Origin of the sequence: Geobacillus kaustophilus (assembly GCF_000948285.1) — a bacterium.
GTDB lineage: Bacteria > Bacillota > Bacilli > Bacillales > Anoxybacillaceae > Geobacillus > Geobacillus thermoleovorans_A.
Genome location: NZ_JYBP01000003.1, coordinates 2340550 through 2364097, shown reverse-complemented (window position 1 = coordinate 2364097; position 23548 = coordinate 2340550). Strand labels below are relative to the sequence as shown.

Genomic DNA, 23548 nt, shown 5'->3' with positions numbered 1-23548 from the left:
CCTCAACCATTCTGTTTTCGATAAGGAATAAAAATTTGAATCAGAAACTCAAATAAGAGAAGTACAGTCAGCGGCAAAATGGCAAAAATAAGCGAAAAGCTTGAGATAACCGATTCCTTTACTGTTGATAAAAATGGAAAATAAAGAGTTGCAATTGTCACAACATTTCCACCACCAATTATTGCCGTCAATACGTATTGACTAAGAGAAATAACGAAAACAAGAAACACAGTGCTTCTTATACTTGGTACAAGAAGCGGTAGGTAAATCGAATAAAAACTGTACCATTTGCTACTACCGAGTGAAACAGCTTGGTCTTCCAAATGCGGTCCGATTCGTTCAAAAGAAGAATGAAATATTTTAATTGTATATGGAACAGATGGAAGTAAGTGAACGATGACAACGCCCATCCAATGGTCAGTGAGCCCTAGTCGAATCATTGTTAGATGAAGTCCCATAACTACAGCTAAGCTTGGAATCAAGATCGGAAGTGTGAATAGTAACTCAAAAAACCATTTTCCTCTGAAAGAATGAAAAGCAATGGTTCTCCCGGCAGGTATAGCAATTAATAAATTCAATAAAACGACGGTAATACCGATTAACCATGAAGATTGAATGGCTTGCCATATCCGTGGTTCTTTTAATAAAATTTTCCACCCGTTCAAACTCCATATTTTTGGATATAGATCCCCGTATCTCCAAGAAAAAGAGAAACTCTTTAATGCTAATAAGATAACGGGTATGACTAGAAATAAAGTAGAAAAAAAGAAAATGAGATTGTTCCTCTTTCTAATCACACTTTTCCATTCCCTTTCATCATGTGATATCGCTTCTTTATTAAGAGGGAAGTATATGCCATCATAATAGAGAAAATAAACATCGTTACACTCAACATAGCAGCGAACGCTTTCGGACGATTACTCCAATCCCCTTCAAAAAACCATTCGTAAACAAGGAGAGAAATCATTTTTGGATACGTCGTGCCAAGTAAATATGGTACTTCATAAGCAGATAAAATAAATGAAAAAACGATGATGCTCGTTTCGAACAGAATCGGCATAATCCATGGCCACTCCACCGTTTTAAATACATCCCATTCTTTTCCACCAAGTGTCCTCACGACGGAGGATAACTGGTGATTCAGTTGATGATAGGCTGGAAGAAGCATGAGTATAACGAAAGGCGTTTCTTTTAAAACGTACGTAATTATTATTCCAATTCCATGAGAATCATTTATGATGACTGGAAATTCATTCGGTTTATGAATGATACCTATATTGTATACAAGTGAAGAAAACCATCCAGTTTGTGAAAACAATAACACCATCATATATCCCCAAACAAAATGAGGAAATAACATTGGAATCCAGTATACAATTTTCAGAAAATCGTTTTTCCAACAACGATAAAGCCATCTTGTAATCAATAAACCAATGAATATAGAAAAAAAGGTGGATACAAAAGCAATCGAAAGGCTATAATTCAGCGATGCAATAAAGATATCGTTTGCGAATACGTCGACATAATATTGGAAAGTCAATTGTTCGTTCTTGTGTATACTTTCTGAGATAGCCATGATCACTCCGTATCCAACGAGTGCAATTGTTAAAATAAATGGTGGAAGAAGAAACAACAAATTACTTTTTCCGAACAATTTCATGGAGCCAATTCTCCTTCAGCCATCCCACGTAACGCGGATCTACTTCTGGAAGTAAGTGCTTTTTTAAGATATCTGTTGGTAATACTGATTTCCCACGATTGATTTCGTTTAATGCTTGTTGGTCTTGTTCAGATAACTTGCTCGGATCTAATGACATGCCTTCTCCCCAATATGTTGGACGAAACTTTTCTAACTGTGCTTTAGGGGATAGAAGAAAGTTAATGGTTACCATCGCACCGGCTTTATTTGGACTGTTAAAAGGAATAGCTAAAAAATGTGTATTACCGATTGATCCAGATTCAAACACAAAAGAACGAGTAGATTTTGGAAATATTCCGTTTTTTATTAGACTTTCTGCTCGAGCTTCATTGTACCCCATTGTCATCCATACTTCTCCTTGACTATATAGACGATCAAGTTCTGTTAAAGAATTCGGATACGTTTCTCCCCTATGCCACAAATACGGTTTGATTTCATTTAAATATGTCCACATTTTCTCTGCTTTATTTTTTACAAATTGTGGATCATACCCTCGTTCTAGTAATTTTTCAGATCCGCCTACTGACTCGTAAAGGAGGTGACGTAAAAATGCATTTCCTGTAAAGTCCGTTGGCTCAGGGTAAGTGAATTTTCCAGGGTGCTCTTTTATCCAATGCTTTAACTCAGCAAATGTTCTAGGCGGCTGAGATATTTTATTTGCGTCATACAAAAATACAAATTGAACCTTTCCCCATGGTGCTTCTAATCCGTCTACAGCTGTACCGAAATCATATTGTATATTTAAACTGTGAGCGTCTATATATTTTTGGAAATTAGGAAGTTTGTTCGTGATAGGACCAAATAGTAAATCATTCTCTTTGGCATTTTTAAAGTTTTCTCCATTAATCCAAATGATATCGATTGTTCCTTTCTCTTTCTCTGCTTTCTTTTCGTTTAGTAATTTTTGTAAAAATTCGTGTGTATCCATTGGAATTCGTTCAAGTGTAATTCCATATTGTTTTTTTAGTTTTGGGGCTACCCATTCATCCATATAATGATTAATTCCTTCATCTCCTCCCCACATAAATATTCGTACCTTTGTGTTTTTTGCTTCTTGTTCAATTTGTCCCCATTTCTTATCCAGTAATTTCGCTTCGGATGCAGATGATAATTCTTTTGTACTACATGCACTTAAAAAGATAAAAATAGATAAAAGAAGAGCAAATAACTGTTTCACATTTTGTCCTCCTCATTTCTTTTGTTTGCTTCATCAGCATACGAGATTTAAGTAAATATTTCTGTAATACAGCTTACAGATATCCTGTGATTGTTTCAGTATATTTAATAATGTAAATGAAATCGAGGAGGTCACAAAATGAAGAAAGTAGCTATTTTTGTTCATGCTAATGAAAGTGAATTAGCAAAGGCGTTGCACGCTTTACTTTATGCCCAAGAGCTAAAGGAAGCGGGACATGAAGTGAAGGTAGTGTTTGATGGGGCAGGTACTGTTTGGATTAGAAAATTCGAGGAGCCAGAAAATAAATACTACCCGTTATACAAAACAGTAAAACAGTTAGATGTTATTGAAGGAGTATGTGAATATTGTGCTGGCGCGTTTGGGGTTGCGGAAGACGTAGAGAAATCTGGATTTAATTCACTAGGCGAGAAAAATGGTCATCCAAGCATCTCTTCATTCATCGATCAAGGATATCAACTCATCATTTTATAAATTGTGTAAGCAGCAGGTAGTCTTCTCCGTGGAAAAACGAATATAGTTCAAAAGAAAGGGTGCCTCATTTTTTCTTTGGCACCCCTTTTTATTTACGCAAGAAGATAAGCGAGCCAGTTTTTATCCCGCACAACAAGATAACTTTCCGACATCTTGGTCAAACGTTAATGCCGCGAGCTTTAGTCCTTCTGCCATCGTTAAATACGGAGCGAGCGTTTCACGGAGGTCGTTTATCGTTAAGCCGAATTTAATGGCGAGTGTCGCTGCATAAATGATTTCCCCTGCATGTTCTGCGACAACGTGAGCTCCAAGCAATTTCCCTGTTTTTGCATCGGCGACTAATTTAAAGACACCGACTGTTTCATGATTGACAATGGCTCTCGGGACAGCTTCTAACGGCAAAACAGATGTTTTTACTTCGTATCCTTTTTCTTTTGCTTGCTGTTCCGTTAGTCCGACGATTGCGACTACGGGAGAACTAAACGTAACCGCTGGGATTGTTTCAAGCTGAATTTTTTTCTGTTGTCCGCCAACAGCGTTCGCTGCGGCAATCGCTCCTTCGTATGCGGCGACATAGACAAATTGCGGACCAAGTGTGACATCACCTGCCGCATAAATGCGCGGATTCGTTGTTTGTAAATAGTCATTAACAATAATTTCGCCACGCGAACCTGTTGTCACCCCAGCCGCTTCTAAACGCAATGTTGCCGTATTCGGTGTTCTTCCAGTAGCAACGAGCAACTCATCCGCTTCAATCACCTGTTTTTTCCCGTCGATTTCTACATATATTTTTTTCACGTTTCCGTCTTGTTCAATGCGTTCAAAGGCCACTCCTGTGAGGAGGCGGACGCCTTGAGTAGTGAGCGCTTTTGTTATCGCTTCTGAAATTTCTTGGTCGTATGTTTTTAATAGCCGAGGGCTTCGTTGCATCAATGTGACGTCAGAACCGAGATGATGAAACAGTTGCCCGAGTTCGATGCCAATATAACCAGAACCGATGACCGCCAATCGTTTAGGTACTTCCTTTCGTTCGAGTAGCGTCGTACTTGTGACGTACTCAACATCCGCAAGCCCAGGAATATTAGGAATTGCCGGAGCAGCGCCTGTGGCAATAAGGAAGCGGTTAGCTGATAATTTTTTCCCGTTGACTTCTACTGTCGTTTCGTCTAAGAATACCGCTTCTCCTTGAATAAGCGTAAATCCATATTCGTCGATGAGATTGATATATTTCGCTTGACGTAGGTTTTGTACCAATTCATTTTTTTGTTCGATTAGTGCAGATAAATCGACCGTTCCGGCAGATGTATGCAACCCAAGAAACGGATGATTTTTCGCAAGGTAGTTTATTTCTCCTGCCCGAAGCAACGTTTTCGAAGGTACACAGCCGATATTAACGCATGTTCCTCCTATCGTTCCCCGTTCAATCATGGCAACTTTTGCCCCGTATTTTCTTGCCTCAATTGCCGACGCAAAAGCGGCAGCACCAGAGCCGATAATGATGTAGTCATATGTTTCTCTTGTTGCTTCGATTTCCTCCGCTTCTGTCGGCTCATAACCAGCCGCCGTTATGGCTTGTTTTGCCGTTTCAACGTTGGCATGAGGAAGTTCAAACACCGCTTCACCACGGCGAAAACTAACATCAATAGATGTTGCGCCAAGTTGCTTAAGAGCTGCAGCAACGTGAGCTTCACAACCTGTACACGTCATTCCGTCTACACGGACTTTATATGTTTTCATGTTGAACACTCTCCTTTATTTTATTCCATATCCTAACTCTAAGACAGATTTTTTTATCGTTTTCACATCGGTCTTTGTATCGTCAAAAAAAACGGTAACTCTCCCCTCGGTTCCAATTGATTTCACGGTGACATTATGTACACCGTCAACACTTTTGATAGCATTCTCCACTACAAACGGGCAACTGGTGCAATACATCTTTGTTACTGTAAAAGAAACAGATTGGTCGCTACTGGTAGTAGCTGCATTTTTTGTATTGTTGCACGCTGAAAGAAAAAGTAGCAACGCGAAAAAAACACTAAATATTGTCTTTTTATATGTCATACGAGATCCCCCTTTCTTATAGATACCCTTTTTCAATGAGCGTATACAGAAACATTCCTAATACAGCCACTGTTGTCATCCACAAGCTAGCAACAGAACTTTTCTTTTTGCATTCCCGTCCATAAACAAGATAAAAAGAGTATGCAAGTAAAACGATCGTAACAATCATTAACATCGTTTGATATTTTAAAGCGTAAATGGCTAATCCACCAGCTAAGCCTGTTAACCCGAGAGGAATGAAAATCAATGGGCCTAAACAACAACCAGCCATCACAAAGGCAGAAAATAACGTTGCCAGCTGTGAAATTTTTTCTTTCATAGTTATCACCTGTTACGAGCAACACGAGTCGTTCTTGGATGAAGATTTTTTTGACTGATGGTAAGAATAAAAAGCGAGCATAAGAAAAACAACTAACGCCGGCAGCAAAACATAATCTAAATAGCCAGTGATGGCACCTAATCCAACTGCCCCCAGCAAAATGACTAAGATAGGGGTAGCACAACATAATAAAGTAACTACTGTTCCAACAATTCCTACGATAAACGTCTTTTTACGATTCATAACAATCTCCTTTCTCATGAACCAACGTTTCAATAATCGGACATTCATACAATGTTTTTTCATCTGGACACCGCTTTTGTAAGTCCTGCAGCACACATACGACTCGCTGTAAGTCTTCAATTTGCCTTTTCACCTCGTCCACTTTTTTTGACACAAATTCATACATGTTTTTGCATCTTTCCGTGTCTTGATCGACAACGCCGAGCAGCTGATGAATTTCCGTCAGCGAAAACCCTAGTTGTTGCAGACGTTTAATGAATTGGACGCGCTTTGCGTCTGCATCGGAATATAAACGATATCCCGCTTCTGTTCTTGTAGGTAGTGGGAGTAGCTGCCGCTTTTCATAATAGCGGATCGTTTCTTTATTCACTCCACACCGTTTTGCTAGTTCGCTAATCCGATACATTGAATCACCTCCAATTCAATTATAAACCTTGTACTATAGTACATAGTCAAGGGAGTAAAAAAATTCTACTATTGACAACGAATTGTGAATTGACGATAATTAAAAACAAGAACATATATTCGATTGTGTTGTTCTATCATTATAAAGGGGTTGTGATGGGTCAAGTCCAAATTATTGTGTAAATTCCCCTTTGATAGACAACATGGACCTGATGACTTGACGTATAGTAGGCAAGTCCGGCAAGTCTCCCTGCCGGTCGCCTTCCCGGACCAATGATCATGTTGTCAAGGAACAGGCGTGTCAAGGAGCTTTCGCGGCATATCCTCGCTTCGCTCCGGTATTCCACGTTCTCCCTTGACACGGCGAAGAGGTTATCCCACTCTCTTGATCGCCGGAGCCTCCTGATTCACCGGTCGAGCTTCTTGCTCTTTCGTTTTCCGCCACTGCCAATATTCAGACATATCCAAGTATTTGCGCCCTGACATCCATTTTTCATCGATTTCGATCAACACGGCGCCAACGAGGCGATACACCGATTCCCGGTTCGGAAAGATGCGGATGACCCGTTCTCTGCGGCGAATTTCTTCGTTCAGCCGTTCCACTCCGTTGGTCGTACGCAGGCGCCGCCGGTAACGGTCCGGATCGTCCAATACGGCGGTTGTTTTCTGCAAAGAAAAAATACAGAGTTTTGCAAGGAAAAGTTCCATGGGCAACGTTTTGCCCTCCACCCGGGCATGAAAATCCCCCTTTTCTTCCCATAATGAAGAGTAGGCGCAAACAGTTCAATAGGACGTTATACTTAATGGTGGCTTGGACCCTGTACGGAAAAGCGTTCGAATCCACTGGGTGCACCACCCATTGTCCGCCCTTTCCCGATGCGGAGGAAAGGTGACGACGAACGGAAAACTGCCGCATTTCTCCCGTGGATTCGCTGTTTGCGCACTCGATCATCGAACAGGAGGATTTTCATCATGGATGTCATCTATCCTCGCTGCGCAGGATTGGATGTTCATGCCGAAACCATCGTCGCCTGTGCGCTATGGGAAGAAGATGGACACATTCAAAAGGACATTCAAACCTTCTCCACGTTCTCGAAGGGACTTGGCGACCTGCTGGAGTGGCTCGAAGAACATGGCGTCACCCATGTCGCCATGGAATCCACCGGCGTGTATTGGAAACCGGTCTTCGCCTTCCTCGAGGGCTATGTCGACTTGACACTGGCCAATCCGCAACGGATCAAAAATGTCCCGGGAAGAAAAACCGATGTCTCTGACGCCGAGTGGATCGCCAAGCTGCTCCGCCATGGACTCGTTGAAAAAAGTTTCGTCCCCCCCGCGGATATTCGCGAATTGCGGGATTTTACCCGCCTCCGCAAAAAGTGGGTCGGACAGTTGAGTTCGGAGAAAAACCGGATTCAAAAAGTGCTCGAGTCTTCCAATGTCAAACTCGGCTCGGTCCTCTCCGATCTCTTCGGCGTTTCCGGAAAAGACATCCTTGCCCGGCTGCTGGAGAAGGGATACGTGGACAAGGACGAGCTGGATCAATGCCTGCGCGGAAGGCTCAAAAAGAAAAAGCAAGCGGTGTACGATTCGCTGCTGGGCACCTTGACCGAACACGAGCTCCGTCTCCTTCGCCTCTTGTGGAAACACGTTGAGGAATTGGAGCGGTTCATCGAAGAAGTCGACCAGCACATCGACCGCCTGCTCGAGCCGTATCGTGAGGAAGTCGAATTGCTGATGACCATGCCCGGAGTGAAAAAACAAACCGCCGCCGTCATCATCGCGGAGATGGGAACCGACATGAGCGTCTTTGAAACGCCGGAACGGGCGGCTTCATGGACGGGTTTGTCCCCCGGCAACCATGAAAGCGCCGGAAAGCGAAAGAGCACGCGCACGACAAAAGGCAATCCCCATCTCCGATCGGCGTTATGCGAGGCGGCATGGTCAGCAGCTCGATCTAAGACGCATCCCTTGTCCCGAAAGTTTTGGTCGTTGGCGGCCCGGTGCGGGAAGAAAAAAGCCCTCATCGCCATTGCTCGGCGGATGTTGGTGATCATCTTTTGCATGATCTCCCGCAAAGAGCCGTTCCGCCAACCACAACTTATTTAGTCTAGCCAAAAGGCAGACAGGTTATACGAGATGCCTAAAATCGGGCACCTCTGCTTTCCTATTGCCTTTTTTGGCCATTTTCAGTATACCCGCACGGATCAGGAGCGTATACCGCACTCACCAAGTGGTGGGGATTTTCACGGAAAAGTGCAGAGAATGACAACTTGACATGGAGCCTCTGGGGGCGTGATTAAAAAGCCAGGAAGCCAGCAATATCAAGGGCTGGCTATGCCTAAAAAGGCTATCACGCCCCCCACTCCATGTCAAGTTGGCCTAAGCCAAATTCTCTGCAGATCTCTGCATTTTTATTTTGCAATAAACAGGCGGTGGCGTCTTCGAATCCCTCTTCGAGGATTTGCATGGCTTTTGGGGCTTTTTCTTCCCATTTGGCCAGCACTTGTTCCAATAACAGCCGGGCCGTTTGCTTGTTTGGGGCATGAAGAATCCCCCGAATCTCCTCAAGCAAGGCATCCTGCCTATACTTTGGTGCGGCATCAAGGATATTGCGAATAACATGTGTTTGGCATCGCTGCCATGTCGCTCCTTGGAAATGCTTTTCAATGGCTTGCACCAGCCCGCCGTGCTGATCCGAGATGATCAAGTCCACTCCCCGGAGCCCCCGATGTTTCAGCCACTCAAAAAACTCGCTCCAGCTGGACTCCGATTCACTGTTTCCGATTTGCAGACCAAGAATTTCCCGATATCCTTCCTCATTCACTCCCGTGGCGATCAACACGGCTCTGGAGCGCACCCGTCCATCTTCCCGGACTTTCGTATAAATCGCATCCACCAGTACAAACGGATACACGTGTTCATGCAAGGAACGATGATTCCAGTTTTGGATAATTGGATCCAGCCCCTTGCACAGCGAGGAAACTGTGGATTTGGAAAACGAGGTGCCGCACAACTCCTCTGTGATTTGGGTGATTTTCGGGTAGACACCCCGTTTGCCACCATTTCCATGAGTGGCAGCACCAGTGCTTGTTCGCTCCGTTGATACCGTTGGAACAGTTTCGTAGAGAACTCTCCATCTCTTGTTCGTGGAACGCGCAAGGTCAATCGCCCCACCCGGGTTGTCAGCTGGCGTGGATATGAACCATTTCGATAGCCTTTTCGTTCTTCCGTTCGTTCATAACGACGAGCCCCCAGCTGTTCTTCCACTTGGGCCTCGAGGATTTGATTCAGGACTTGTTCCAGCAGCTTTGCTAATCCCTCATCTCTGGTGAATAACCCGTGCAAAAGTCCATCATTTAGGGTAATATGATATTGAGCCATGGTTGCATTCCTCCTTATGTTTGGTGTTTTTGGTCCACTGTTTATTCTATCAAAGGGGAAGCAACATGGCTCTTTTTCTATTTCCCTTTTTACACAATTATATGGACTTAACTCGAGACAAGGTGCATGATATGGAGTTAGCCGTTACGGTGTAGTAGAAAATAGCGCAAAACTTTGAGAGGATGGAACAAGCAACTATCGTCCTTATTGGAGATACGAGAGTGAAAATTTTCCTGAAGTTTTGTGGAATGGATCCATAGCGGAAGGGGCTATGGATTTTTATTTTACCACTATGCAATCGGCGAGCTCGTTACGTTACAAGGATGGTGTAAAAGTATGAGTAAAATATTTGTGGGAGAAAAGAAGGCAGGTTCCTCATTTATACAAATCAGGAACCTGCCACATGTGTAGGCAAAATAGATGAAAAATGGGCTCTCCTCCTGTAAGGTAATAAGTGTGAAAAACAACCAAAGAAAGGAGTAGAGCCCATGCAGGATTATATCACAGATGGAGTCACATTGAAAGACATTGAACAGTCTTTGTTTCGGCATATGCAAAAAGAATACGGTCAACTGCTTCAACAGCTGTTGGAGGAGATCGATCGCACATTGGCGGAAAAACGAGATAAAAAACGATACGCGCTCAAAGATAAGCGGATCATACGGATGCAGACGATGTTTGGGGAAGTGGAAGTCAAACGGAATTACTATTTTGATCGAGAAAAACAGAAATATGTCTGTTTGTTGGATGCCTTTCTTCAGTTTGATGGAGCACATGGAGTCAGTCCATGGTTAGAAGAAACAGCGATTCATCTCGCGGTGACAGGCTCCTCGTATCGACAAGCTGCCCAGTCCCTAGAAAAACTCGTGGGATATGCATGTATGAGCCATGAAACGATTCGCCAGTTGATTGTCGAGGCAGAAGTCGTTGAACACCGAGAGATGGAGAAAAAAGGGCGGGTGTTTTTCATTGAAGCAGACGGACTATACATCAAACGGCAACGAAGCCGCGTCAAAGGAAAAGAAGAGAAAATCGTGACGATTCACCAAGGATGGGAGAAACACGGCAAACGAGTGTCTTTGGTGAACCGACGCTACTATGTTCATCAAACGAATGAACCGATTTGGGAAGCCGTAGAGAACTTCTTAATCAAAGAATATGGATATGACCCCCTAGAAGATTGGGTTGTCATCAATGGAGATGGCGCGCCATGGATCACGGCTTGTCGTGATTATTTTGGCAAGAGGGGATATTTTCAATTGGATCGGTTCCACGTGGCAAGGGACATTCGACAATGGTTTCGTCATCATCCAAGATATCGGGCGATACGGAAAGCACTAGCTTCACAAGATGAAGAAGGGTTGCTTCGAGAGCTGACGAGTGCTGTAGGCACACTGGGAGACGAAGAAAAAGAACGGCAATTGCAGGCATTGGTTCGTCGGATCGAAGAGCTGCCTGGATGTTTGCGCGACTATCGCATATGGCTGCAGGAAAAAGGGATCGAGACGACGAACATGAGAGCGATGGGGAGTGCGGAAGGAACCATGCATGTGTTTGCGAAGCGAAGCAAAAACGGTCGAAGTTGGAGGGATGCAGGAATTGATGCGATGTTGCGAGCCATAGTAGCGATCAAAGATACGTTGCCGATTCGTACGCGCCGAGGAGTGATATGCCATGTAGAAGAAGGAGAAGAGATGAAACGAGAAACGATCGTGCAAAAGGCCATGAAACGCATCCCATCTCGAGTGAAAGAAGTGATCCGAGGCAATATCCCATATTTCCGTCAGTCTTCAGGAACGCCGATTTATGAGGCATTACAAGCATTGAAAGGTTTTTAAAACACAGAAATAGGCACATACCTACAGGGTGAGAGTGGATAAAAGCGCTTACATGAAACAAGTTAAAAAAACCATATATAACCAATAAAATCGGTTGATAAAAAATCTCCCACAAACTCTTGACTCAAACTGGCGTTTGCTGTCGTTGTGCCGTGGGTATATCAAAATCCGAGAAACCATTATCCGATCAATAACTATATCGGAAGAAAAATTTTAGACGCGTATTTTGAGTTGAAAAGAGAGCGTCAATTTGGTGAACCATCTCCTACTGAACCGTTGAATAATGAGGAACAAACAATGGAAAGATAAAAGAAAGCGAATTTACAAAAGCTTAACATTCGTTTAAAACGAATTTAATACCTTTCCATTATTCTATAACTCGTGGGACAAAATTCATTGAAAAAGCAGGGGGAAATCAAACGATGAAGAAAAACAAATGGTTTGCACTCGCAGGTGTAACAAGCGCTGTATTAGCATTCACAACAGCATGTGGCGGCGCTGAACAAGGTGGCGAAAATGCGGAAGGCAGTGCAGAAAAATTGAGCGGAAACGTAATTGTTGATGGCTCATCAACAGTTTACCCAATTTTAGAAGCTGCCGCTGAAGCGTATGCGGGTGAACAACCAGATGTAAAAGTATCTGTTGGTTTGTCCGGAACAGGCGGTGGATTTGAAAAGTTTACAAAAGGCGAAACGGATTTTTCAAACGCTTCTCGTCCAATTAAAGATGAAGAAAAGAAAGCGGCTGAGCAAAATGGCGTTCAATTTGAAGAGCTGCAAATTGCATTCGATGGTCTTTCTGTTTTAGTGAATAAAGATAACGACTGGGTTGATTATTTAACAGTTGATGAGTTAAAGAAAATTTTTACATCAGGTGCAGTAAACGGTGATGACAAAGTGAAATGGTCAGACATTCGTCCAGAATGGCCAAATGAAGAAATTAAATTGTTCTCACCGGGACACGACTCTGGTACGTTCGACTACTTCGATGAAGTGATTTTAGATGGACAACCGTTAAATAAAACAGCGCAATTATCTGAAGACGATAACGTGCTTGTTCAAGGGATTGCAGGAGATAAAAATGCTCTCGGCTACTTCGGATTTGCATACTATATTGAAAATAAAGATAAATTGAAAGCTGTGCCAATTGATGGTGGAAACGGTCCTGTTGAGCCAACGCACGAAACGATCCAAAGCGGTGAATATGCACCACTTTCTCGTCCATTATTTACGTATGTAAACGTAAAATCACTAAAAGAAAAAGCACAAGTGTATGATTTCGCGAAGTTTTTATTAGAGAACGGTGCGGAGTTTGCTGAAGAAGTAGGTTATGTCGCACTTCCGCAAGAAAAATATGACGAGCAATTGAAAAAGCTTGAAGGATTAAAATAACGACGCGTAAAGATGAGAAGCGACGCCACAGTCGCTTCTCATCTTGCCATGAATTTGTAAAGGGGTTTTCATATTATGGCTATGACAGATGGGAATCGTTCGTATTCCGTCCGTGACATGATTAAAGAAAATAAGAAAAAGCAAAGCGGACAACAATTTGTTGAATGGTTAATGCCAAAGTTGTTATTATTGACAGCGACCATTTCAATTTTGACGACAATCGGTATTTTATTTACGTTGTTATTTGAAACGTTTATTTTCTTTGAGCGAGTATCGATCGTTGAATTTTTAACAAGCAAAGAGTGGCTTCCATGGGATGGAAAAACAGGCTCGTTCGGTGTCGCTCCGCTTGTAACGGGAACGCTTTTAACGACGGCAATTGCCATGGTTGTTGCAATTCCAATCGGTTTAGCTTCAGCGATTTACTTGAGTGAGTATGCGTCTGAAAAAGCAAGAAAAGTATTAAAACCGATATTAGAAGTGTTGGCGGGAATTCCGACGATTGTGTACGGATTTTTCGCATTAACGTTTGTTACACCTCTTTTACAAAAAATCATTCCGAATTTAGGAATTTTTAACGCGTTAAGCCCAGGGATTGTCATGGGGATTATGATTATTCCGATGGTTGCTTCTTTATCTGAAGATGCGATGAGTTCTGTGCCAAACTCTATTCGTGAAGGAGCGCTTGGTCTCGGTTCAACGAAGCTAGAAGTTGCATTAAAGGTCGTCCTTCCTGCAGCGACGTCAGGTATTGCGGCATCGTTTATGCTTGCCATTTCTCGTGCTGTCGGTGAGACGATGATTGTAGCGGTAGCGGGTGGTTCATCTCCAGTCTTTACGTTTGATGTAACGAAATCGATTCAAACGTTAACAGCATACATTGTTCAAGTCACAACAGGAGATGCCGGATACGGTACAACGGTGTATTACAGCATTTATGCAGTCGGTATGACGCTGTTTGTATTTACATTAGCCATGAACTTACTCGCGCAATACATTTCTCGTCGCTTTAGGGAGGAGTATTAATCATGGAAAAGTTAATTGATAAACAACGTGTCGTTCAACATATGAACGGTCGTCTATTGAGAAATAACGTATTAAAATTTTTATTTTTCTTAGCGACGTTGTTTGGACTTATTGTTCTCGTCGTTCTTCTATATCGGATATTCACTCAAGCAATTGGCTGGCTAAACATGGACTTTTTAAATAACTTCCCGTCCCGCCGTCCAGAAAATGCAGGGATAAAAGCGGGGTTAGTCGGTTCGTTATGGTTGATGGTCATCGTTGCTCCTGTTTCGCTCATTCTTGGGGTTGGAACAGCGATTTACTTAGAGGAATATGCGAAAAAAAATCGTTTTACAGATTTTATTCAAACGAATATCTCAAACTTAGCAGGTGTTCCATCAATTGTATTCGGGTTGCTCGGTTTAACACTTTTCGTTCGTGAATTGAATTTAGGTCGTAGCATTTTGGCGGCTGGTTTAACGATGAGTTTGCTTGTTCTTCCTGTCATTGTCGTTGCGGCACAAGAGGCGCTTCGTGCCGTGCCGAATCAATTGCGCGAAGCATCATATGGTATGGGAGCAACGAAATGGCAAACGATTTATCGCATCGTTCTTCCAGCAGCGATCCCTGGTATTTTAACAGGTAGCATTTTAGCTTTATCTCGTGCGATCGGTGAAACAGCGCCGCTTGTCGTTTTAGGGATCCCGACGTTTTTAGCATATTTGCCACGTGGCATTCTCGATACATTTACAGTTATGCCGATGCAAATTTATAACTGGACGTCGCGTCCGCAAGCAGATTTCCAAAACGTAGCGGCAGCTGGAATCGTCGTCTTGCTCGTTGTGTTAATCTTTATGAACTCGATTGCCATTTTCATTCGCAACAAGTTTCAAAAACGTTATTAATTGCGCGTTGAAAGGGGAACTTATTAATGGAATTAACAGTTGTGAAAGAACGTAAAAAACAAGCTGAAGAACGAAGCGAAAAACATGTTGTGTATCGGACGAAAAACTTAAATTTATGGTACGGCGAACATCATGCGTTAAAAAATATTGACTTAGATATTTACGAAAATGAAGTGACCGCGATTATCGGTCCGTCAGGCTGTGGAAAATCAACGTATATTAAAACGTTAAACCGAATGATTGAACTCGTGCCGAGCGTGCGTACATCTGGAGAAATTACGTATCGCGGTCGCAACATTTTTGATAAATCATATCGTGTAGAAGAATTGCGTACGCAAGTTGGAATGGTATTCCAAAAGCCGAATCCGTTCCCGAAATCAATTTATGATAATGTGGCATACGGTCCACGTATTCATGGTATTCGCGATAAGAAAATTTTAGATGAAATTGTTGAAAAAAGTTTGCGCGGTGCAGCGATTTGGGATGAAGTAAAAGACCGCTTGCATACGAACGCATACGGATTATCGGGTGGACAACAGCAACGTTTATGCATCGCCCGCTGTTTAGCGATTGAGCCAGATGTCATTTTAATGGATGAGCCAACATCGGCGCTTGACCCTATTTCAACATTAAAAGTAGAAGAGCTTGTGCAAGAATTAAAGAAAAACTATAGTATTATTATCGTCACACATAACATGCAACAAGCTGCTCGTATTTCTGATAAAACGGCCTTCTTCTTAAACGGTGAAGTGATCGAGTATAGCGACACAGACAAACTATTCTCGAATCCAGACGATAAACGAACAGAAGATTACATTACAGGTCGATTTGGATAATCGGATAAAAAATCGTGCGGGCGTGCTCGCACGATTTTTTCAAAATAAAAGGGGGAGTGAATATGGCTGTACGTGAAAAATTTGATGAAGATTTACAAATGTTGCGCGATCAACTATTACAGCTCGGAAGTCTTGCAGAAATTGCATTAACTCAGTCGTTTGAAGCGTTAAAAACAAAAAATAACGATTTAGCATTACAAGTGCTTGAAAACGACACAAAAATTGATTTGCTTGATGAGGAAATTAACGATTTTGCCATTTTATTAATTGCGAAACAACAGCCGGTTGCCATTGATTTGCGCCGCATTATTGTCGCCATTAAAATTGCCACAGATGTTGAGCGTATGGCGGATTTTGCTGTCAATATTGCGAAATCTGCTATTCGCATCGGTGAACAGCCGTTTGTCATCCCGTTAAACAAGCTAGAAAAAATGCACGACATTGCGGTAAATATGCTTTCATTAACGTTAAAAGCGTATTATGAAGAAGATGTTGTTGCTGCGAAAAAAGTGGCTGATATGGATGATGAAGTCGATCGTCTGTACGGGGAAACGATTCGGGAGCTGCTTGAGCGCACAAAAGCACATCCAGATGCGATGTCGCAAATTACTCAGCTCTCGTTTACAGCCCGTTACATTGAGCGCATTGCAGACCATGCAACAAACATTGCAGAAAACGTCTTTTACTTAGTAAAAGGAAAACATTACGACTTAAACGATTAAAGCAAAATAAGGATGTCCACGGTGGACATCCTTATTTCGTTATTTTTTGTGCGATTTGCTCGTATGTCATGTCGCTTGTTATGACGTATGTTCCGGGGCGTACCGCGCGCGTTAATTCATGTGCATCCAAATATGTTAAAAATGATTGGGCGTCATCAATAATATGCGCTTGTTGTAGACGTTTCGCAATGTCGCGGCTTGCTTCCCCTTTAGCGATGGTTAACGTATAAATGTATGTTTGTTTTTGCGACGGTGTCGTTTTTTTCGTTTCTTTTTTTAATTTTTCGAGTGCATTCGCTAGTTCATTTCGTTCAGCAACGAGCTGTTCATATTGTTTTTCGCTTATTTTGTTGTGTTGTAGTTGTTTATGATTCGTATAATAAACGATCCCTAATATCGTTGTAGCAAACAATATCCCAGCTGCAAAGGCACGTGTCGTCCTTTTCATCGTCCATTCCTCGCGATCATTATATTCACCTCATCGATCGGCATGTTGAGTTTGCGAGCAATTTGCTCTTTTGTCCAGCCTTGTTTATATAACTGTAGTTGAGCAATTTTTATAACAATAATTACCATGTAAAAAGAGGCGAACAGGGTACCCCTTATGCCACATGGAGCTGTTTTTTCACGGCATCAATGGGAATATCTTGTTTTGCTGCATGGTAAATAAACTCCACGAGACGATGCCCTTTCCTCGTTCGGAGAAGATCAAGACCAGCAGAGAAATCTTGGTTGGACTCGAACATACTGTACACGTAAGTCAGCTGCACCAAGATCCAATACCGTTTCACCGCCCGACGCCCGTGAACGCGGTATCCATCGAGTTTCAGCTGATCTTTCGCTTGTCGAAAAAAGCATTCGATCGACCAACGCTCGGCGTAGTAACGCAAGATGTCTTCGTCGCTTAGCTCTCGATCCGTGCTCAAGACGCAGTGAAGATGTTCGGGTGTCATCGGTTGATCGGCTTTCCAAACCAGCAGCACCACCGCATCATCGAGACCGTTGAGCGCTCCTTCGCAGCGATAGACGCGATAGCGCTCTTCTCCCACCGTGACGAGATGGGTGTCGTTCGGTTCGATGTAGTGGGCAAACTCCTTCACCTGAACCGCAATGCCTTTTGGATAAAGAAGACGATTGGTCTTGAGCATCGCGATCACGTGGAATCCTCTCTTTAGACAAGCTTCCACGAGCGCTTTCGATGGATGCCAAGAGTCCATCAGCACATAAACGGGACGGCGTACATCCAACGAAGAAAGCATCTTGATCGCGAGTTCTCCTTTGCTTTTCCCAGCCGCCTTGTCGTAGAGGCGGAACGCAAAGGGAAACGCCTGGGTTGCAGTATGAACCATAAGCCAAACGAGAGAATGTCCCCCGATCGACTTTTTCTCTGTATGAGAATCGTGCCAATCACACGCTTGAATGGCGTTTGTTGCCCGTGGCGAAGGCTTCGTTTTTTGGCAAATCGTATCATCGATCGAAACAAACAGGGGTTGATTCTCCTGTTTGGCGATGCGTTCGACACAACGAAGGATCCACTGCTGGAGTTTGCGAAGCAGCGTTTCTTCCTCCCAAGGGCTTTTCGTGAAAAAATGGCTCAGTGTCGTGCGATGATTCGGGTGAAAACTCCCATGATGGAGATCGGTCAGTGTTCCCGAAAAGCCTTTCGTGATCATCGCATCCACGATATGAACAAGATGCTTTAGGACAGGTTTTGAAAAATAAAGAGCCAACCCCAGCGTCGTGAAAAACTTGTGGATTCCTTGATGATGTGCGAATCTATTCATGAGACATGAACCTCCTTGTGAATGGTTTGATGACACATCTATTCTAACCAAGGAATCGGGTTCATGTCTTCTTTTTTTGTCTTAATGTAAATTTATGTTAGTGATTTTGCTCATCTACAGATGGTAATAAAGCCCCTTTTTTTTTTTTAATTTCCAGTAAAATTTTAATTGTAAATATATAGTGTAGTTGGTTTACCATAACATGCACTTGTTGAACGATTGAGAAGGTAGCATCAAAAGTTTGATGAAAACTCCACACAGGCCATCCCATGGAGCATCGTGAGGCATCCCTTTGCGTTCCTTGATTTTTTCCAGCGTCTTTTTACAGTGTGGGCAACGAAAGACCACTTGCTTAGCAAACCGGTTCCGGTGGTTGAACCGGCACTGGCACACTTTGCATGGGTATTGCCCGTTCCCGCCATTGTTGGCGTACAGATAGGATGACGGCGCCTGGCAACGGGGACACGTCAACGAATCCGGGACACGGTGTTTAGCGTGGGCCCGGCGTTGGATCGGCGGCAACGGACGGCCGTGCCGGGCTTCGTAGTCGGCTAAAAGCTGCTGGTAGTCAAGTGTTTCTGGGACATCGATGATCGGAAGGTCATCGACCTGGAGTTTCCGGTACGGTTTTCGAACCGGTTCATCTATGTCTTTGCAGCGTAAGGATTTTCCTAATAAGGCCCCAAGTCAATAGACAGTGATTGGATGTTGTGTCTTGATGATTTCGAGCAAATAGGCTAATAATGGAGGTAACAAGCTTGTCACTCCTTCTTTGTTTTGGCTGTTGAGTGTGTGGTTACCTCAATGATGGCCGCAAACAATGGGGGTGGCAAGCTTTTTTCTTCCGACCGTTGAAACTCAAGGAAAAACCGTGAGTGTGGAGAATAAACTTTTGGGGATATCAACCATTTTGGGGAGGGGTTGTTATGAAAAAAGCCATCAGCTTATTTGTAGCCATCATATTGTTATTTCACTTGGTAGAGTCTGTTTTAGCTATAGAATCTGTTCCTGTTAACATTGTTCCTGTTCCGGAACCAGGATTTCAATACAAAGCAGGAGATGTTTTAATAACGAAAAGTACTTCTGCTAATGGTTTTACTGGACATGTAGGGATTATAACTAGTCGGGGGAATGTTGTACATATGCCTGGGAAAGGAATAGCGGGAAGCAAAAGGGAAATTATATCTATTGGAGAGTGGTTTAGCAGATATCCTTCAACTCAAATTTATAGGTATTATGATTCTGATAAAGCGGCAAAAGCAGGTGCATATGCCTACGATGTATTTGGAATAGGAAGATTAAAAGACATTACGTACAGAATTACTCCGAATCTATATGATCAAACGTATTCTTATTGTTCAGAACTGGTTTGGCAATCTTATTATTATGGAGCAGGAGTGATTGGCAAGCCTTGTTCGGCTGGGTTTACTTGGCAGCCTGCTACATCTATTATTACACCTTATGATTTTACATGTATGCATGGATTTAATTTAATGGGGAGTATTAATTGGTGAACGAACAAGCCTCATTTGAATGTTTATGTCCGAAACTCAACGGTTGTAAACAGGTTATGACGTATACTGTGGCAGAAGCATTTTGCCATGAATCGTAGCCGAAAGTGTCATGGTCCCCTCTGATCCGTTATTACGGGGATTCAGAATGGATTGCTAAATTGCAGCTATTCCAAGGGTTAATTTGACAGAGGAGAATCTTTATGATCAAGAGAATAAAGTTTATACTGTTTACCTTGTTCTTTTCTCCGTCATTATTCCTGATTAACTATTATCAAAGCATAAACATGAAAAGGGGCGAATATCCGGATCATGTCTTTTGGATTCTCTATTTGTTGGTCATTGTTTGCCTGACGGTCACTTGCCGATCGATTCGACAAATCCTCTTTAGTTTTCTTTGCATGTCTACCGTTTCTGTCGGGCTTGGATATTGGCTGATTGAGAAGAATGAAAGCATTCGGTATCTTTACAACCTCGGGATTCCCACAACGTTTATCGGTCTTTCGCTGCTTGTTCACGTGATTCCGCTATTCGTCTGCTTGTTCCGCTCTATAAGGTAAATATAAAGAAAGCCTGTATGTGGGAGGCAGTAACTAGTAACTATTCAGCCATTACATAGAAAAAGTTTACGAGATCGGGTTTATTTCTGTTCCCCTTGTCTATACTAGCACCATCCAAGACAAGGGAGGTGAAAAGGATGGCAACCGTTGTTTTTGATTTCCAACAAGCCGTTTTTACACTCGAAAGCATGGTCGCAAAAATCGAGCGCCAAGCACAAACGATTGAAAAACTCGTTCGAGAAAACGAGCAACTACGTCAAGAAAACCAACGGCTTCGACAAGAAACCCAACAATGGAAAGCACGTATTGCAGAATTAGAAGCCTGTACGAAAAAAAACAGCACCCATAGCCATTTGCCGCCGTCTTCTGACCGGTTTGTGGCGAAATCTCCTTCTCGCCAACCGTCGCAGAAACAGCCGGGAGGGCAGCCGGGGCACCGAGGAACGACGCTCCGCCAAGTACCATGACCACCGAGTCCTTCACCGCGTAACCCAATGCAAAGGATGTGGTCACTCTCTAGAACATGTTGCTCCGCTTCAAGTAGACATTCGCCAAGTGTTCGACCTTCCCGTGGTTCGCATGGAAGTGACTCAACACGAACGGGAAGTAAAGGGGTGTCCGGAATGTCATCTCGTCCAGCAGGCGGAGTTCCCTTTTTATGTCACAAATCATGTCCAGTACGGTCCAGCCATCACTTCCCTTGTTTTATACTGGAATCATGCGCAGTTGATCCCGTACGAGCGTGTCACGGAGATGGTCAAAGCGCTAGTGGATCATTCGATAAGTGCAGGCACAGTCGTGAACATGACGAGACGGTGGCTGCCTGTGGTAGAAGCAGCGATCAAAGAGATCGACGCGGCGCTGCTCGCTTCCAAGACGTTGCACGTCGATGAAACGAGCCTGCGTGTGAACGGAAAGAACCAATGGGTGCACGTGGCTTCCACTGCCAAGGTCACCCGATACGGACTTCATCGCTCTCGTGGAAAGAAAGCGACGGACGACATCGGGATCTTGCCACGGTACAAAGGAACGATGGTGCACGATGCGTATTCGGTGTACCCGATGTACACAGAGGCGAGCCATGCGCTTTGCCACGCCCATCATCTCCGGGAGCTTCGGGCATATACAGAACTTTACGGCCATTCATGGTCGAAAGAGATGACCGAAGCGCTGTTAGAGATGAAACAGGCGGTGGAGAACGCGGGCGGAGCTCTACCGGAAGAGGACGTCCGGTATTGGGAAGCCGTGTACGACGAGCTTCTAGCGAATGGTCGCCGAGAACTCGAGGAGCGTTGCCGACAAGGCAAGCAGGAAGGCGCCCGCAACGCGCAGAATTTCATCCAGCGTCTAGAAAAGCGTAAGCAAGAAGCGCTTCTCTTCCTGCGAAAGAAAGAAGTACCGTTTGACCACAACCAAGCCGAGCGCGATTTGCGGATGGTGAAAGTCAAACAAAAAATTTCCGGAACGTTTCGTCAGGAAGACGATGCCGAGGCTTTCTGTGTCATGCGCAGCGTCATTTCTACCCTGCCAAAACACGGAAAGCCGGTTTGGGAATCGTTGCAACGACTTCTAAGTGGGGAGTCTCTCCAAACGATTCTCCATTCCTCCTAGGGCATTTTCGATACGGGAAATGCCCTATGGGTGCTGGATTCTGAAAATCTCACGAATATTGGGCTGAATGGATACATTTCAACTTATATAGATCGTACCGGTTTTTTACAATGATTCTACAAATTTGTGAGGAAAGATAACGCGATTTTGGCAAAAAGAATGAACGGCAACGGCCGCCCGTTTCAGAGCGGCCGTTGCCGTCATCCGCTGACGAACTCTCCTCCGTCGACATGAAGCATTTGCCCGGTCATGTACGACGATTCATCGCTCGCCAAAAAGACGTAGCACGGAGCGACCTCGCTCGGCTGGCCGGGCCGTTTCATCGGCGTGTTGGCGCCGAATGTGGCGACTTGCTCGCTTTTGAATGTCGACGGGATGAGCGGCGTCCAAATGGGCCCCGGGGCGACGCCGTTGACGCGAATGCCTTGGCCGACGAGCGCTTTGGCGAGCGAGCGGGTGAACGCGACAATCGCGCCTTTTGTCGCCGAGTAGTCGATCAATTGCTCGTTTCCTTCATAAGCGGTGATCGAGGCGGTGTTAATAATGGCGCTTCCGCTTTTTAAGTGCGGGAGCGCCGCTTTCGTTAAGAAAAAGCAGCTGAACACGTTCGTGCGGAACGTTTTTTCCAGCTGTGCGGCGGTGATGTTGAGAAAGTTCGGCTGCGGGTGCTGTTCAGCGGCGTTGTTGACGACGATGTCAAGCTTGCCGAACGCTTCGATCGTCTGTTTCACCGCTTCTTTGCAAAACGCTTCATCTCCGATGTCCCCCGCAATGGCCAAGCACCGTCTTCCTTCCTGTTCGACGAGCCGTTTCGTTTCTTCGGCGTCTTCATGTTCATTGAGATAAACAATCGCCACATCGGTTCCTTCCTTGGCGAAATGAACAGCGACCGCCCGGCCGATGCCGCTGTCGCCGCCGCTGATGATGGCGACTCTGTTTTCGAGCTTTCCGCTTCCTTGATACGTGTCTTTGATGGTGATCGGCTGCGGGTTCATCTCCGTTTGCAGGCCCGGCTGGCGCGTTTGGTGCTGCGGGGGCAAGGTCGTTTGTTGCTTCGTAACCATGTCTGCTCCTCCTTGGCATGTATTGTCATCGTTAGTATGGGACGGAGGAGGGGAAATATGTACAGAGAGGGGATGGGGCATGAACAATGAATGAATGGTTGGTCATCTTTTTTCCGCCCATCTTTCAATCCACATCGCAATTTCTTCAATTGATGGTTTATCGTTCACGACTTTCACGGTATAGTCCTCTGCCTCTTTTTCTGAAGCGGCAAAGCGATAACCGTTTAACCAGAGGAACTGTTTCATGGCGGCAAACCCTGTTCGTTTATTGGCGTTATGAAACGGATGGTTTTGGCAAAGGCTGGCGTACAACGCTGCCGCTTTCAGCCAAAGAGTTGGATAAGCGTCCTGTCCGAAAGCGCTTTGTTTCGGACGGTTGATCACGCTGTTCAACAGCTCCGGAAATTTGGGGAACATGTTTTTTTCTTCTGTTTTTTCATTTCTTGCCGATTAGACAATCTTTACTTTTTTGATTGGGTAAAGATAAAATGATTAGCAAAGGAGGAAGTCCTGCGGTAATATGTCAAGGTGAAAAATCATC

At 44.0% G+C, this 23548-nt stretch carries 21 protein-coding genes and 4 pseudogenes; 10 read left to right on the top strand and 15 right to left on the bottom strand.

Annotated elements, in window-relative coordinates:
* Window positions 1-2 precede the first annotated feature (2 nt).
* The 3 genes from LG52_RS12170 to LG52_RS12160 form a co-directional block, all read right to left on the bottom strand.
* Window positions 3-665 (bottom strand): ABC transporter permease, encoded by a 663-nt coding sequence (locus tag LG52_RS12170; protein ID WP_231584463.1) that lies wholly within the window; start codon window positions 663-665, stop codon window positions 3-5.
* A 128-nt stretch (window positions 666-793) separates the two neighbouring features.
* Entirely contained in the window at window positions 794-1660 is an 867-nt protein-coding gene (locus LG52_RS12165) for an ABC transporter permease (protein ID WP_035066425.1), read from the bottom strand.
* Window positions 1638-2876 carry an ABC transporter substrate-binding protein gene (locus LG52_RS12160; protein WP_035066423.1) on the bottom strand — a complete coding sequence of 413 codons (1239 nt, stop codon included), beginning with the start codon at window positions 2874-2876 and terminating at the stop codon, window positions 1638-1640. The genes LG52_RS12165 and LG52_RS12160 overlap by 23 nt, the downstream gene beginning before the upstream one ends.
* Window positions 2877-3014: 138 nt before the next feature.
* Here LG52_RS12160 and LG52_RS12155 point away from each other — a divergent pair, with 138 nt between their 5' ends.
* Window positions 3015-3368 carry a DsrE family protein gene (locus tag LG52_RS12155; protein ID WP_035066421.1) on the top strand — a complete coding sequence of 118 codons (354 nt, stop codon included), beginning with the start codon at window positions 3015-3017 and terminating at the stop codon, window positions 3366-3368.
* A gap of 120 nt (window positions 3369-3488) precedes the next feature.
* Here LG52_RS12155 and merA read toward each other — a convergent pair whose 3' ends face one another.
* The 6 genes and pseudogenes from merA to LG52_RS12130 form a co-directional block, all read right to left on the bottom strand.
* Window positions 3489-5105, bottom strand: a complete 1617-nt coding sequence (gene merA / locus LG52_RS12150) for a mercury(II) reductase (protein WP_044732141.1) — start codon at window positions 5103-5105, stop codon at window positions 3489-3491.
* A 15-nt stretch (window positions 5106-5120) separates the two neighbouring features.
* On the bottom strand, window positions 5121-5429 hold the full coding sequence (locus LG52_RS12145) for a heavy-metal-associated domain-containing protein (RefSeq protein ID WP_044732140.1): 309 nt from the start codon (window positions 5427-5429) through the stop codon (window positions 5121-5123).
* 16 nt (window positions 5430-5445) lie between these two features.
* Window positions 5446-5748 carry a mercuric transport protein MerT gene (gene merT / locus LG52_RS12140; RefSeq protein ID WP_044732139.1) on the bottom strand — a complete coding sequence of 101 codons (303 nt, stop codon included), beginning with the start codon at window positions 5746-5748 and terminating at the stop codon, window positions 5446-5448.
* A gap of 12 nt (window positions 5749-5760) precedes the next feature.
* Window positions 5761-5991, bottom strand: coding sequence for a mercury resistance system transport protein MerF (merF, locus tag LG52_RS19155; RefSeq protein ID WP_075261677.1), 231 nt, complete (start codon window positions 5989-5991; stop codon window positions 5761-5763).
* On the bottom strand, window positions 5981-6397 hold the full coding sequence (gene merR, locus LG52_RS12135) for an Hg(II)-responsive transcriptional regulator (protein WP_044732138.1): 417 nt from the start codon (window positions 6395-6397) through the stop codon (window positions 5981-5983). Before merR ends, merF begins: the two co-directional genes overlap by 11 nt.
* A 371-nt stretch (window positions 6398-6768) precedes the next feature.
* Window positions 6769-7056, bottom strand: a pseudogene (locus tag LG52_RS12130) (transposase); the annotation flags it as partial.
* Between the two features lie 312 nt (window positions 7057-7368).
* Here LG52_RS12130 and LG52_RS12125 point away from each other — a divergent pair.
* Window positions 7369-8505 (top strand): IS110-like element ISGka2 family transposase, encoded by a 1137-nt coding sequence (locus tag LG52_RS12125; protein WP_044731162.1) that lies wholly within the window; start codon window positions 7369-7371, stop codon window positions 8503-8505.
* Window positions 8506-8818: 313 nt separating this feature from the next.
* On the opposite strand, the pseudogene LG52_RS12120 reads toward LG52_RS12125, so the two are convergent.
* Window positions 8819-9780 (bottom strand): annotated as a pseudogene (locus tag LG52_RS12120) (IS256 family transposase); the annotation flags it as partial.
* 488 nt (window positions 9781-10268) lie between these two features.
* On the opposite strand from LG52_RS12120, the gene LG52_RS12115 reads away from it, so the two are divergent.
* The 6 genes from LG52_RS12115 to phoU all read left to right on the top strand — a co-directional run bounded on the left by LG52_RS12115 (window position 10269) and on the right by phoU (window position 16477).
* Window positions 10269-11618, top strand: coding sequence for an ISLre2 family transposase (locus tag LG52_RS12115; RefSeq protein WP_044732136.1), 1350 nt, complete (start codon window positions 10269-10271; stop codon window positions 11616-11618).
* 422 nt (window positions 11619-12040) lie between these two features.
* A complete protein-coding gene (locus LG52_RS12110) occupies window positions 12041-13009 on the top strand; it encodes a PstS family phosphate ABC transporter substrate-binding protein (RefSeq protein WP_044732135.1) in 969 nt (322 codons plus the stop codon).
* Window positions 13010-13084: 75 nt separating this feature from the next.
* Window positions 13085-14035, top strand: coding sequence for a phosphate ABC transporter permease subunit PstC (gene pstC / locus LG52_RS12105; protein WP_044732134.1), 951 nt, complete (start codon window positions 13085-13087; stop codon window positions 14033-14035).
* A gap of 2 nt (window positions 14036-14037) precedes the next feature.
* Window positions 14038-14919, top strand: a complete 882-nt coding sequence (gene pstA, locus LG52_RS12100) for a phosphate ABC transporter permease PstA (protein WP_044732133.1) — start codon at window positions 14038-14040, stop codon at window positions 14917-14919.
* Between the two features lie 26 nt (window positions 14920-14945).
* Window positions 14946-15755, top strand: coding sequence for a phosphate ABC transporter ATP-binding protein PstB (pstB, locus tag LG52_RS12095; protein WP_044732132.1), 810 nt, complete (start codon window positions 14946-14948; stop codon window positions 15753-15755).
* Between the two features lie 62 nt (window positions 15756-15817).
* Window positions 15818-16477 (top strand): phosphate signaling complex protein PhoU, encoded by a 660-nt coding sequence (gene phoU / locus LG52_RS12090; protein ID WP_044732131.1) that lies wholly within the window; start codon window positions 15818-15820, stop codon window positions 16475-16477.
* Between the two features lie 31 nt (window positions 16478-16508).
* On the opposite strand, the gene LG52_RS12085 is transcribed toward phoU, so the two are convergent.
* The 3 genes and pseudogenes from LG52_RS12085 to LG52_RS21030 form a co-directional block, all read right to left on the bottom strand.
* Entirely contained in the window at window positions 16509-16925 is a 417-nt protein-coding gene (locus LG52_RS12085) for an endolytic transglycosylase MltG (protein WP_044732130.1), read from the bottom strand.
* A gap of 154 nt (window positions 16926-17079) precedes the next feature.
* Window positions 17080-18261: an IS701 family transposase gene (locus LG52_RS12080; protein WP_044732129.1), complete on the bottom strand. Its 1182-nt coding sequence runs from the start codon at window positions 18259-18261 to the stop codon at window positions 17080-17082.
* Between the two features lie 291 nt (window positions 18262-18552).
* Window positions 18553-18909: pseudogene (locus LG52_RS21030) on the bottom strand (transposase); the annotation flags it as partial.
* A 278-nt stretch (window positions 18910-19187) separates the two neighbouring features.
* Between LG52_RS21030 and LG52_RS19845 the strand changes: the two are divergent.
* Together LG52_RS19845 and tnpC are read left to right on the top strand one after the other, a co-directional pair.
* Window positions 19188-19775, top strand: a complete 588-nt coding sequence (locus LG52_RS19845; RefSeq protein WP_075261701.1) for a YiiX/YebB-like N1pC/P60 family cysteine hydrolase — start codon at window positions 19188-19190, stop codon at window positions 19773-19775.
* 694 nt (window positions 19776-20469) lie between these two features.
* Window positions 20470-21943: pseudogene (gene tnpC / locus LG52_RS12070) on the top strand (IS66 family transposase).
* 200 nt (window positions 21944-22143) lie between these two features.
* On the opposite strand, the gene LG52_RS12065 reads toward tnpC, so the two are convergent.
* Both LG52_RS12065 and LG52_RS12060 read right to left on the bottom strand, forming a co-directional pair.
* Window positions 22144-23007 (bottom strand): SDR family oxidoreductase, encoded by an 864-nt coding sequence (locus LG52_RS12065; protein WP_044732127.1) that lies wholly within the window; start codon window positions 23005-23007, stop codon window positions 22144-22146.
* A gap of 102 nt (window positions 23008-23109) precedes the next feature.
* Window positions 23110-23424 (bottom strand): type II toxin-antitoxin system death-on-curing family toxin, encoded by a 315-nt coding sequence (locus tag LG52_RS12060; protein ID WP_052523793.1) that lies wholly within the window; start codon window positions 23422-23424, stop codon window positions 23110-23112.
* Window positions 23425-23548: the final 124 nt, after the last annotated feature.